A 13,294-nucleotide genomic window follows, 5' to 3' on the forward strand; every position below is an offset into this window, starting at 1 on the left:
CACGGTTCATCAGATGAATAATAAAAGGCGGCGTAAAAACTGGCAAGTCATCCAACTTGCCAGCGTACGCAACCGTTTAATCGTCTTTTTTTAGCACCAACGGCGTTTGGCGGTCGCTAGGTGCGTACACTGCACCATTTGGCGTGACTAGCTGCTCGTGGTGGTCATCTGTTGGCAGATGATCCGCAGCGTGTGTGTCGTCAGACGCATCAGGATTGCGCGGTGGTTTTTTGCCTTTGATAATCGAGCGCACCCACACATAAAACATTGGGATAAAGAAAACCCCCAACAGCGTCGCGCTCACCACACCACCCAACACACTGGTACCAATCGCGTTTTGACTGCCCGAACCTGCGCCTGTCGCGCGGAATAACGGCACTACACCAATACCAAACGCCAAGGATGTCATGATAATCGGACGCAGCCGCTGGCGTGCCGCCACAGTGACCGCGTTAAACAAATCATGCCCAGCGTCTTGCCGCTCTTTGGCAAATTCGATAATCAAAATCGCGTTTTTGGCCGACAGTCCGACAACGGTCAGCAAACCCACTTGCAAATACACATCATTGGTCAAGCCGCGCAGCGCGGTGAATAGCACCGCACCCAATACACCAAGCGGCACAACCAACAGCACAGCAAACGGAATCGACCAGCTTTCATACAACGCCGCCAAACACAAGAACACGACCAAAATCGACACCGCATACAACATCGGTGCTTGGTTACCTGACTTGCGCTCCTCAAGTGACAAGCCTGTCCACTCATAGCTAATGCCTTGTGGTAGTTTGGCAATCATGTTTTCCATGGCTGTCATGGCCTCACCCGAGCTTCTGCCCGGTGCCGCGCTGCCTTGGATGTTCATCGATGGCAAGCTATTATAGCGGTTAAGGTTGGGTGAACCAAACTGCCAACGCGTCGTTGCCAACGCGGTAAACGGCACCATATCGCCATGGACATTGCGCACATACCACTTGTTTAAATCCTCAGGTGTGGTACGACTGCTGGCCTCGCCTTGCACATACACGCGTTTGACACGTCCACGGTCAAGGAAGTTATTGACATAGGTACTGCCCCAAGCGGTTGAAAGCAAGCTGTTGATGCTACCAGGATTGACCCCCATGGTGCTGGCTGCGTCGTAATCGATATCGACCTTTAATTGTGGCGAATCCTCTTGCCCATTGGGGCGTACGCCTGCCACGGTGTCGTTTTGCGCTGCCATACCCAATAGCATGTTGCGTGCCTCAAGCAGTTTTTCATGCCCAAGGTTGCCTGCGTCTTGTAGCTGTAAATCAAAACCGTTTGCCGTACCCAAGCCCTGAATCGATGGCGGCGTGATGGCATATACCGACGCTTCATTGACCTGTGTCATGAAATAGCCCATCGCACGACCTGCCACCGCTTGCGCGGTACGCTCAGCGCCGGGGCGGTTTTCCCAATCGATCAAGCGCACAAAGCCCAAACCAACGTTTTGCCCTTGCCCCGTAAAACTAAAGCCGTTTACGGTAAAAATCGACTTAACATTGTCTTTTTCTTGCGTCAAAAAGTAGCGATTAACTTTATCAAGCACCGCTTGCGTGTCTGACTGTGTCGAACCTGCAGGCAGCTGTATCAAGGTGAACAAAGTCCCTTGGTCTTCTTCAGGCAAAAACGCACTGGGAATTTTTTTAAACAAATAGCCTGCGCCAGCGATGATGGCAATAAATGGGATTAAAAATAGCCACTTAAAACGAATACTGCGCCCGATAAAACGCTCATAGCCACGCGATAGCCGATCAAACGTGCGGTTAAACCAACCAAAAAAGCCGCCTTTTTGTGCGTTTTTATCGTGTGACTTGCTGCGTTTTAAAATCGTGGCACACAAAGCAGGCGTGAAGATCAATGCCACCACCGCCGATAGCACCATACTGGTAATCAAGGTGATAGAGAACTGGCGATAAATCACACCCGTTGAACCACCAAAGAATGTCATTGGCAAGAATACCGCCGACAAAATCAGCGCAATACCAATAACGACCTTGCTGATTTCTTGCATGGATTGGCTGGTTGCCTCAACCACCGTCATCTCGGGGTTTTCTTCTAGTAGCCGCTCGACGTTCTCAACCACCACAATCGCATCATCGACCAACAGACCAATCGCCAGCACCAAGGCAAACATCGTCAAAACGTTGATGGTCAGCCCAAACGTGCTGAGCACGGCAAACGTACCCAACAAAACGACAGGCACCGCAAGCGTTGGAATGATGGTGGCGCGGATGTTTTGCAAAAACAGATACATCACCAAGAACACCAACACAATCGCTTCGATCAGCGTGCGCACAACTTGGCTAATTGACAGGCGCACAAATGGGGTGGTGTCATACGCCACATCCACGCCCATACCAGCAGGGAAGTTGGCTTTGAGTTGCTCAATTCGCGCAACCACTGCCGCTTGCGTGTCAAGCGCGTTGGCCCCCGATGCCAGCGATATCCCCATACCTGCCGCGTCTTTGCCGTTGTATTGTGACAAGACGCTGTAGTTTTCGCTACCGATTTCAACTTCGGCAACATCACCTAAACGCACAAACGCGCCGTTGTTATCGGATTTTAGCAAGATATTGCGAAATTGCTCAGGCGTCTGCAAAAAGCTTTGGACGGTGACGGTAGCGTTGATGACCTCGCGACTATCTTGGGCAGGCTGTTGGGCAAGCTGACCTGCCGACACCTGCGCGTTTTGCGCTTGGATCGCTGAGACCACATCCGATGGCATGAGGTTATAGGTTTGTAGCTTAGCAGGGTCAAGCCACACACGCATGGCGTATGCCGATCCAAACACATTGACCGTACCTACGCCCTCAACACGGCTGATCGGATCAACGATGTTGGAGTTGATATAGTCGGCGATATCGGCGGGGTTCATGCTGCCGTCTTCTGAGGTGAATGCCAATACCATCAAAAAGCCGCTGGATGATTTGTTGACCGTCACGCCCATGCGCTGCACCATCTCAGGCAGCGCACTGACGGCAGATTGCAGCTTGTTTTGTACCTGTACTTGTGCGGTGTCAGGGTCTACCGCGTTGTCAAACGTCAAGGTAATCGTTGCCGCGCCTGCGCTTGATGAGCTTGATGACATATACATCAAGCCGTCCAAGCCCTTCATCTGTTGTTCGATGATTTGGGTGACGGTATCTTCAATCGTCTGTGCCGATGCACCAGGGTAAGTCGCGCTAACCGTAATCGTCGGTGGCGCAATGCGCGGATATTGCTCAATCGGTAGGTTAAAAATCGACAGCACCCCGACAAGCATAATCAGCAGCGCAATCACCCAAGCAAAAATCGGGCGTTTGATAAAATATTCTGACATGGTTGCTCCCAATCCCTAATAAGGTGACATCAATACAACCATCAACGCGCTGCTGACGCGTTGGTGCGTCCTGCAGCCGTTGGCGGATTGGTTGATGGTGCGGTTGGTTGAGCAGACGGGCTGCTGGCGTTAGCGGCAGTCACTGCATTGGCGCGCGCTGCCATCGGTGCATTGGCTACTTGGCCTTCGCTATCGGGTACGTAAGGTTTAACTTCTACCTGTTGGTCGGGTTTGACCTTCATTCCACCAATGACGACCACATTTTCACCTTGCTGTAAGCCATCGGTGACAATCCAATTGCCTTGGTAAGTCCCTTGGGTCTGAATGGGGCGCACCTGAATTTTTTTGTTGGCATCGACGATGTACACCGTGGCATCACCTTTGGCGGTGCGAGTGACCGCACTTTGTGGCAGCAGCACCGCATTGGGGATGACCCCTTGAATCAAGCGCGCATTGACCGCCATACCTGGTAGCAGCACGCCGTTGTCATTTGGGAATACCGCGCGCAGATTGACCGCACCTGTATTTGAGTCCACGCGCGCCTCTTCAAAGCGCAACTGCCCGGTAACAGGATACGTTGAGCCATCGGGCAAAATCAGCTGCACCTGCGCGGTGTTGGCGGCATTGACATCGCCTTGCATCATGGACTGGCGCAGTGCCAGTAGCTCAGCAGAGGATTGGCTGATATCAACATATATCGGATTAAGCTGTGATATCGTCACCATTTTGGTTTGCCCAGCGGTTGCCAGTGCACCGACATTAACTGCTGAACGTCCTGTAACGCCGCTCATTGGTGCGACAACGCGTGTACGGTCATAGTTGATTTTGTTGGTATTGATGACTTGTTGCACGCCTTGGGCAGCCGCTTGGGCAGCTTCGATATTGGCCTTGGCAACACCGACTTGCGCCTGTGCGTTACGTACCGCGGCTTCAGCGGTATCAACGGTGGTTGCGCCAACATCGACTTCTTGCGCCGAAATCGCATCCGTACCCTTGAGCGAGTTTAAGCGTTTTTGGTTGGCGCGCGCCAGTGCCAGCTCCGCTTGACGGCTCTCAAGGCTGGCAAGCGCGTTGTTGTAGTTGGCTTTGGCGGTGTTGATACTTGCCAACGCTTGTGCCAAATCTGCCTCACTGCCTGCCAATGTGTTGGCATAAGTATCGGCGTTGATTTGGTAGAGTGGCTGACCTTGCTTGACAAAACGCCCATCTTGAAACAGTTGTTTTTCTACAATGCCTGTGACCTGCGGGGTGACGATGGCTTCTTGATAAGCCACCACCTTGCCCGACAGCTCCTTGCTCAGCGGCACGGTCTGGTACTGCACGGGCATGACATTGACCACCGCAGGCGGCATTTGCATGGCAGCGGCTTGGGCTTGCGCCGCGTCTGCATCCTTAGACTTAGACTTGTCACAGCCAACCGTCGCCAACGCGGCAATCACCGACATTGCCACCATCGATAAAACAGGGTAACGCATACCAACCTCGATTTATCAAATTAAAAACTGGTTAGAAATCAATCATTTAAAGCATAAACTGGCATTTGCTGATAGCAAGCTGGCAGGTGACTACCTTGCTCAATCAGCAAACAAAAGGCGTACACACGCTAAAATCATTAAAAATTTGGACGGTATTATAATGCAATAAGCAACATTTGTGTTGCAAAAATTTGTTAATGTAGACTTACACCTGTCACACAGTGTGACAAAAAAGACGAATCTAACGCGTTTTGGTCACAATTTTAGACTATAAAAAATCGTAAATCTGTGAACAGTCCAATTTTTAATAAGAAAAAATAAACAATACGATTTATTATAAAATTAAGCTTTAAAATGCTCAATAAACGCCCTCGCCAGAGGCGCAACCAAAGGCAAGGGCAGGTCATGACCAAGCTCGTCAAACACCACCAACCGCGCTTGGCGAATATGTTTTGACAGTGTTTTGGCGTGTGACACGGGAATCAAGCGGTCTTGCTTGCCGTGAACAATCAGCGTTGGTTGCTCAATTTGGCGATTGATACGCACCAATGAACCCGTCGCCAAAATCGCCAGCAGCTGCCGCCGCGTACCTTTGGGATAAAACCGCCGCTCAAATAGCGATTTAACACGCGCATGGGCATGGGCTTCATCAAAAAAACGTGGACTGGCAACGGTTTTAAAGCTCTTGACAAAATGGGTGGTGATATCGTCGATGTTTGCTTTATCAGGTGGCGTTTGGGTGAATGCGCGAATTGACTTAAGGGTCGGTGGGCGTGACAGCGGTCGGTTGTTACTGGTCGATAGCAAGCCGATTTTTTGCACCTGCTCTGGGTAACGTGCCGCCATGATTTGGGTGATCATGCCGCCCATCGACTGGCCAAGTACATGATAACGCGTGATGCCAAGCACCTTGAGTAGCTGGTGAACATCCTCTGCCATGTCGTACAAATCATACGGCGCGTTGAGGTTTTTTAGCGGCAAACCCAAGCTAAAACGGCTTAATAATTTGGCTTTGTATAGCGTGGATTGGTGCACGGCGGTGAGCTTTTTGTGTTTTAGCTTGCTGGATTTGCCGATATCGCGATTATCAAAGCGCACCACACGAAAGCCTGCTTCAATCAGCGCTTGGCAAAACTCATTGGGCCAAGCCAAACTTTGCGCGCCCAAGCCCATGATGAGCACAATCACAGGCGCATCTGCCGCCCCACCGATTTCCACATAAAACTTGTACTTGGGCGTGCGCACCTTGGCCGCCTGCATAAAATCGGCATATTTGGATGGGCGAAAACGGATCAACGCCGCATGGGCGCTGGGCTCAGAAAGTGGGGCGTGGATGACAGAATCGGTCATAAAGCTTGCGATACAATCGGGCAATCAAAGACAAACACAGCGGTTTTAATAAACTGCTGTCCTAATAAATAGGACGGCGACAAGATTTTTCAATGGCGCAAGTTTGGTCAAATCTGACATACAACGGCAAACAAAAAGCGGTGGGCGGCGCTGGCAGCCATCAATCCACCCATCGCCATTGTGTACCGCTTGCTAAAAATCAGCCTTTAATACAAACGTTGTTGCGCCAATGCCAACAAATCAAGCAAACCTTGACGATACGGTGATGGCGGCAACGTCAGCACCGACGCGCGGGCAAGCTGGCTTTCATGTTCGGCTTTGTCACGGCAATATTCCAACGCGCCGCTGGCTTGCACGATATTGATAATCGCACCTGCGTCGGCGACTTTACCTGTTTGAATAGCCAAGCGTAGCGTGTCGTGGGTGTCGCCTTTGGTGAACTCAAGCGCTTTAATCAATGGTAATGTCGGCTTGCCTTCTGCGATATCATCGCCAACGTTTTTGCCCAACACCGCGCTATCGCCCGTGAAGTCCAAAATATCATCGATAATCTGAAACGCATTGCCAAAATGCTGCCCAAAGGTGACAAACGCCGCTTCATACTCAGGGCGGTTGTGCAAAATCGACACGCCTTGCGCTGCCAGCATGAACAGCCGCGAGGTTTTGCCATCAATGATGCGCATATAATCGCTCTCTGTGGCCTCTGGGTCGTGTTGGTGTTGCAACTGCAGCACCTCACCTTCGGCGATATCGCACGTACCATCCGAAAACAGCTTAAGCAGCGGCAATGAGCCAAACTCAACCAACAAATTAAACGCGCGCGCAATTAGATAATCACCCACCAACACCGCGGTTGGGTTATCCCACGTCGCATTCGCAGTCGGCTTACCACGGCGCATCCCTGACGCGTCGATGACATCGTCGTGCACCAACGTGGCAGTGTGCAGCATTTCGGTAATCGCGCCCAAGCGCATCGCTTTGGCTGACGGGCGATCATCGCAAATCCGTGAGCACAGCAGCGAAATCAACGGACGCATACGTTTACCGCCTGCGTCAATGACATGTTGGCTGACTGCCATAACCAGCTTGACGCGAGAATTAAGCGTACCAAACACCTGCTGATCCATCGTGGCAAAGTCCTGTGCCACCACCGCTTGAATCTGCTGATACGTCACAGGGTTGCTGTTGCTTGCCTGAATAGCGTCAGCGTATGGCGCACTATCGCCACGCGCCACCAACAAATCTTGTAGCTGATGGTCAAGCGTTGCCCTATCATCGACAGGTTGTAAACGCGGATCGGCCGCGGCATCGGGATGAGAGGGGGATTTTGAATCGGTTGAATGCATTGTCATGATGTACCGTTAAACCAATAAAACATATAGTGTATAAAACATATAGTGTATAAAGATACATGCCGTTATTGTTAAAATGCCCGTCAAAAGACGATCAAAAAGTTACCGCCAAATGTTTGCCCACACTATACCACAGCGCGCGATTTTGCCACAGAGGGCGAATGTAATTTGCGCCAAAATTTCACCGTGGCACCGTGTTTTGCCACACCGAACTAACCAACCGCTTGTGCCGATTTATTCATAAAAATCACTTGCTTTTGGCGCAATTTTTCTATAAAATCTTGCGCCTAATTTGTCTAAAAAATACCACATGTTGGTACAACGACAAACAAACCGTATGAAATCTCTGGTCAATCGTTCACAAGCGCCGTTGTGGTAACGGTCACGATATCCGAGTAATTTGGAGTAGCCCAAATGTACGCAGTCATCAAAAGCGGCGGTAAGCAGCACCGCGTCACCCCCGACGAACTATTGAAAGTTGAATTGCTCAAAGCCGAACAAGGCGACACCATCACCATCGAAGACGTATTGATGGTTGTGGATGGCAACGACATCAAAATCGGTCAGCCGTTGGTGGCTGGCGCGCGCGTCGAAGCTGAGGTGGTTGAGCATGGTCGTGGCGAAAAAGTGCGCATCGTTAAGCACCGCCGCCGCAAGCACTACCACAAAGAGCAAGGTCATCGCCAATGGTACACCTTGCTAAAAATCAAATCTATCAACGCGTAATTTTGCAGCGATTGATTCAAACAGATTGATATTGGGAGCAAGACATGGCACATAAAAAAGCAGCAGGTTCGACCCGTAACGGACGTGATTCTAACCCAAAAATGTTGGGCGTGAAAATCTTTGGCGGTCAAAAAGTCAGCGCAGGTAACATCATCGTGCGTCAGCGCGGCACTGAATTTCACGCAGGCGAAGGCGTGGGCATGGGACGTGACCACACCCTATTTGCCTTGACCGATGGTGTGGTGAAATTTGCCGTAAAAGGTGAATTCAATCGCCGCTATGTAACGGTTGAAAACGAAGGCTAAGCCGACGCTGCCGACACACGTTGTGTTTGATACAAAAGCCCAGTCAAGTCAGTTGATTGGGTTTTTTATTGGCGGTTATTTTGGGCGCAAAATACCTGACTGATAACGAGCAAACGGAAATATTGTGTTACATGTTAAACAAATGCACCGCAAAAAGTTGCAGCCAACGGCTAGCGGAGCAAGAAAAGAAAACGCACAATAAGGCCATCACAACAGCCAAACCGATTTTGCCAGTTTAGCTGGCTGAGATTGGCTAATCAAAGTGGCTATTCAAAGTTTAGCGATTTTATAGGAAACCACTTTTGTGCAATTTTTGTGTCATTACTTGATGGGGCATTTATGAACTTGACCACACCAACCAAAACCACCTTGCGCCAACGTCTTGCCGCGCACAGCCTAGGCGTTGCCTTGCTAAGTATCGCCGCACCCGTGGTGTTATTCGCACCAACGGCCGTCTATGCCGCACCTGCGTCAGAAGCTGCCGCCGCCAAAAGCCTCAGCCAGCAGCTAAGCGGCATCAAAAGCATGTCGGCAAACTTTGTCCAGACCACAACCAGCGCAACCAGCGCGCAAAAAAACGCGCTTAACGGCAGCAAACGCTTTACAGGCACTATGCAGGTGCAGCGTCCAAATAAATTTCGCTGGCACACCCAAGGCAATGCCGAGCAGCTTATTGTCGCCAATGGCAACACCTTGTGGATTTATGACAAAGACTTGAGCCAAGCCACGCGCCAAAGCGTCAATAACCAAGTTGGCGACACACCTGCCTTGCTGCTGTCAGGCGACCCAAGTCGCATTGGCGCAAGCTTTCGTGTGACCCAGCCTGACGCGCGTAAAGCGTATTATGTGTTGTATCCCAAAACCGCAAATGCCAATTTTCGTAGCCTAGCACTGGCGTTTAATGGCGGTATGCCGACCACGATGGTGCTAAACGACAACTTAGGGCAGCTCACCCGTATTGATTTTAGCGCTATCAAGCGCAACCCTGCGATTGCTGCCAGTCAGTTTGTCTTTACACCGCCCAAAGGCGTGGATGTCATTGCCCAATAAGCCATACATTTGTTGATGGTTGGCCATAAAAAAAGCGCGGACGGGGGTTCGCGTTTTTTTTGTGTGATGTGCCGCAAATCCTTTGGCGCGGTATAAAAGCGATTAAAAAACAACCAGATGGCTACGATTGCTGGCTACTTTCTAGCAAGGAATCCTACGAAAGCCTGCGCACAACACTAGCATTTTTGCCATAAACTGGTTAAACTATGCGATATTTTGTTGTGCGTTATTTTATGTAGCCAGTGAGCCACGATGTTGCGCGTGTTTGTCTGTTTATGACAGTTGTCTAAATTTATAACCGCTGTCTAAACAGGATAATTTAGCCCAAATGCGGCAACGTGTTGTCTACCCGCCATTGATAATTGGGCTAATACTTTATCGTTGGTAGCGTTCATTTGATCATCGCTGGTGATTTCTGCGTTGCGCCGTGATAGGAGCTTGTCGATGTTGTCCGCATTGGATTGGTCAGCGATTGTCTATATTTTGGCGGCTGTCGGGCTGTGTATCTTTATGCTGGTCGTGCCAAGACTGATGGGCGGCACGTCCAAAGGCTTTCAAAAAGAAGAAAACTTTGAGGCAGGTGTCGTCAGTGTCGGTTCGGCGCGTATTCGGCTGTCGGCCAAGTTCTATGTGGTGGCGATTTTCTTTGTGATTTTTGACCTTGAGGCCTTGTATCTGTACACCTATGCGGTGTCGGTGCGTGAAGCAGGCTGGTTGGGTTTTTTCACAGTGCTGGTCTTTATCGCTGAATTGCTGGCAGGCTTGTATTATTTGGTGCGTTTGGGCGCGCTAAGCTGGTCACCAAGCGATAAAAAAGCGCATCGTCCGCGCCTGTCTGCCGCGCCTGCCAATTTTAATTTGGCCGATATCACGCGCTTTGATGGCGTGACCGAATTACAAACCGACCCAACAGGCAAAGTACCTGCCCAATCTGCCCCTGTGCCAACGGCGCAAGCAAAGTTGGTCAAAACACCCCTACAATCCTAAGTGACTTGCAAGGATGACCACGCGCTTGTTAGTTGTTGGTTATCTGTGAAAACCGTTAGTCAATCGCCCAGTGATTCACGACGGCGATGCTAAATGCAATGACGCTTCATAAAGCCCTTTTAGGTAAGACAAGGTTTTGTTATGAAATACACCTTAACCAAAGCCAATTTGGACAATGACCGCTTCCCGATGCAGTCGCGCCAAATCATCGATGAAGAAGAAATTAACCGCAACATCGTGATGACGCGCCTTGATAGTTTGGTAAACTGGGGACGCAAGCATTCATTGTGGCCGTTTAACTTTGGCACATCCTGCTGCTATGTGGAGTACGCAACGACCTTGACAGGCGTGCATGATTTGTCACGTTTTGGGGCGGAAGTTATTCGTGCATCGCCGCGTCAAGCCGATGTCATGATTATGGCAGGCACGTGCTTTATGAAAATGGCACCCGTGGTGCAGCGTTTGTATGAGCAAATGCTTGAGCCCAAGTGGGTGATTTCGATGGGGGCGTGTGCCAACTCAGGCGGTATGTATGACGTGTATTCTGTCGTGCAAGGTGTGGATAAGATTTTGCCTGTGGATGTCTATATCCCCGGCTGCCCACCACGCCCAGAGGCATTGATTCAGGCAATTTTGGTGTTGCAAGAGTCTATCAGCAAAGAGCGTCGTCCGCTGGGTATTCATGTCAATGACCAAGGTATTTATCAACCCGTCATGCAGTCTGAGCGCGACCGCAAACAGGCGGATCGCATTGCGGTCAAAAACTTGCGCAGCCCCGATAATATAGAATAAGCCTGTGTAAACATTTGTGAATTTAAACCTGCTGTCTTTTGCCTTGCCAAAAGATAGCAGCCCAGCAACCACCCAGCTATATCCAAAAGCTATGTCTAGATATGTAAGGTAAGGTACGACGCATGGTAACGGTAACCGACAATCGACCAACCGCTGATGAGCCCATCGTCATTACAGAATTGAACCAAAAATTTGCTGGTCAATTTGTGGTGCAGCCCACCTGTGATGATTTCCCAACGGTGTGGGTGAGCCGCGAGCAACTGTTAGATGTGTTGCTGTATTTGCGCACCTTGCCCAAGCCATACGTCATGCTGCTTGATTTGTCCGCGATGGATGAACGCCTGCGCCAACACCGTCAAGGCTTACCTGACAGCGATTTTACTGTGTTTTATCATTTGTTGTCGCTTGAGCGCAACAGCGATATTCGGGTAAAAGTGGCGTTGTCAGAAAATGATTTGAATCTACCCACCGCAACACGCATTTGGCCAAACGCCAACTGGTATGAGCGAGAAGTGTGGGATATGTTTGGTATTCGCTTTGAGGGGCATCCGCATTTGACGCGGATTTTGTTACCCAAATACTGGGAGGGACATCCGCTACGCAAAGAATATGCCTCACGCGCCACCGAAGTGCCACCGTATTATCTTGATTTGGGTAAGCAGCTATTTGAGCAAGAAAACTTACGCTTTGTGCCTGAAGATTGGGGTATGAAGCGTAGCGGGCGTGATGAAGATTTCATGTTCCTAAACTTAGGTCCAAACCATCCATCGGCGCACGGTGCGTTTCGTGTGGTATTGCAGCTAGATGGGGAAGAAGTTATCGATTGTATTCCCGATATTGGCTATCATCATCGCGGTGCAGAAAAAATCGCCGAGCGACAAACGTGGCACTCCTTCATCCCTTATACTGACCGTATTGACTACCTAGGTGGGGTGATGAATGAATTGCCGTACGTCATGGCGGTGGAAAAACTGGCAGGCATTACCGTACCTGAGCGCGCGCAAACCATTCGCATCATGATGAGTGAGTTTTTCCGCATTACCAACAACCTGCTGTACTGGGGAACGTTTATCCAAGACGCAGGCGGTATGACACCGATTTTTTATATGTTTGCCGACCGTCAAAAAGCGTACGACGTGATTGAGGCGGTGACAGGCTATCGGATGCACCCTGCGTGGTTTCGTATCGGCGGCACGGCATTGGACTTGCCAAACGGCTGGCAGCGTTTGGTGCGTGAGTTCTTGGACTGGATGCCGTCGCGCATTGATGAATATGTCAAAGCGACCATGCAGAATAAAATCTTAAAACTGCGTACCCAAAACGTTGCCCAATACGATGCCAAACAAGCCTTGGCATGGGGTGTGACGGGGGCAGGTCTACGCGCAACGGGTATCGGCTATGACTTGCGTAAAGCGCGCCCGTACATGGGTTATGAAAATTTTGATTTTGAAGTGCCGATCGCGTTCAATGGTGATGCCTATGATCGCTGTTTGGTTAAAATCGAAGAGATTCGCCAATCGCTGCGTATCATTGAGCAGTGTCTGAACAATATGCCATCAGGCCCGTACAAAGCTGACCACCCCTTGGCAGTACCACCGCCCAAAGACCGTACGCTCAACGACATCGAAACCTTGATTAACCACTTCTTGTCGGTATCATGGGGGCCGGTCATGCCAGCAGGCGAGTCGTTAATGATGGTTGAGGCGGTTAAAGGGATTAACAGCTACTATATTACCTCGGATCGCTCAACCATGAGCTACCGCACGCGTATTCGCACGCCAACATTTGCCCATTTGCAACAAATGCCATCGGTGATTAACGGTAGTTTGGTGTCGGATTTGATTATTTATTTGGCGTCGATTGACGTGGTAATGGCAGACGTGGATCGCTAATAGCCGATACGGTAAGCGCACACGG

The 13,294-nt window shown here is 50.2% G+C and carries 10 protein-coding genes; 6 read left to right on the top strand and 4 right to left on the bottom strand.

Translation table 11 applies throughout. The features are described from left to right. Positions 1-76: 76 nt before the first annotated feature. The 4 genes from AC5L4R_RS03950 to AC5L4R_RS03965 all read right to left on the bottom strand — a co-directional run bounded on the left by AC5L4R_RS03950 (position 77) and on the right by AC5L4R_RS03965 (position 7,292). Positions 77-3,340 (bottom strand): efflux RND transporter permease subunit, encoded by a 3,264-nt coding sequence (locus AC5L4R_RS03950; protein ID WP_494472774.1) that lies wholly within the window; start codon positions 3,338-3,340, stop codon positions 77-79. Between the two features lie 41 nt (positions 3,341-3,381). Continuing rightward, entirely contained in the window at positions 3,382-4,815 is a 1,434-nt protein-coding gene (locus AC5L4R_RS03955) for an efflux RND transporter periplasmic adaptor subunit (RefSeq protein WP_494472775.1), read from the bottom strand. Between the two features lie 342 nt (positions 4,816-5,157). Beyond that, on the bottom strand, positions 5,158-6,165 hold the full coding sequence (locus tag AC5L4R_RS03960; protein WP_494472776.1) for an alpha/beta fold hydrolase: 1,008 nt from the start codon (positions 6,163-6,165) through the stop codon (positions 5,158-5,160). Positions 6,166-6,371: 206 nt separating this feature from the next. Continuing rightward, complete coding sequence (locus tag AC5L4R_RS03965; protein WP_494472796.1) at positions 6,372-7,292, bottom strand: polyprenyl synthetase family protein; 921 nt, start codon at positions 7,290-7,292, stop codon at positions 6,372-6,374. 639 nt (positions 7,293-7,931) lie between these two features. Between AC5L4R_RS03965 and rplU the strand changes: the two genes are divergently transcribed. From rplU to nuoC, 6 genes are all read left to right on the top strand, one after another. Beyond that, a complete protein-coding gene (gene rplU / locus AC5L4R_RS03970) occupies positions 7,932-8,243 on the top strand; it encodes a 50S ribosomal protein L21 (RefSeq protein ID WP_494472777.1) in 312 nt (103 codons plus the stop codon). Positions 8,244-8,287: 44 nt separating this feature from the next. After that, positions 8,288-8,548, top strand: coding sequence for a 50S ribosomal protein L27 (gene rpmA, locus AC5L4R_RS03975; RefSeq protein ID WP_494472778.1), 261 nt, complete (start codon positions 8,288-8,290; stop codon positions 8,546-8,548). A 339-nt stretch (positions 8,549-8,887) separates the two neighbouring features. Further along, complete coding sequence (lolA, locus tag AC5L4R_RS03980; protein ID WP_494472797.1) at positions 8,888-9,598, top strand: outer membrane lipoprotein periplasmic chaperone LolA; 711 nt, start codon at positions 8,888-8,890, stop codon at positions 9,596-9,598. A 447-nt stretch (positions 9,599-10,045) separates the two neighbouring features. Then, positions 10,046-10,585 carry an NADH-quinone oxidoreductase subunit A gene (ndhC, locus tag AC5L4R_RS03985; protein WP_494472798.1) on the top strand — a complete coding sequence of 180 codons (540 nt, stop codon included), beginning with the start codon at positions 10,046-10,048 and terminating at the stop codon, positions 10,583-10,585. Between the two features lie 141 nt (positions 10,586-10,726). Continuing rightward, entirely contained in the window at positions 10,727-11,377 is a 651-nt protein-coding gene (locus AC5L4R_RS03990; protein WP_494472779.1) for a NuoB/complex I 20 kDa subunit family protein, read from the top strand. Positions 11,378-11,499: 122 nt separating this feature from the next. Beyond that, on the top strand, positions 11,500-13,269 hold the full coding sequence (nuoC, locus tag AC5L4R_RS03995; protein ID WP_494472780.1) for an NADH-quinone oxidoreductase subunit C/D: 1,770 nt from the start codon (positions 11,500-11,502) through the stop codon (positions 13,267-13,269). Positions 13,270-13,294 lie beyond the last annotated feature (25 nt).

This window comes from Faucicola sp. SE7633 (assembly GCF_059264685.1).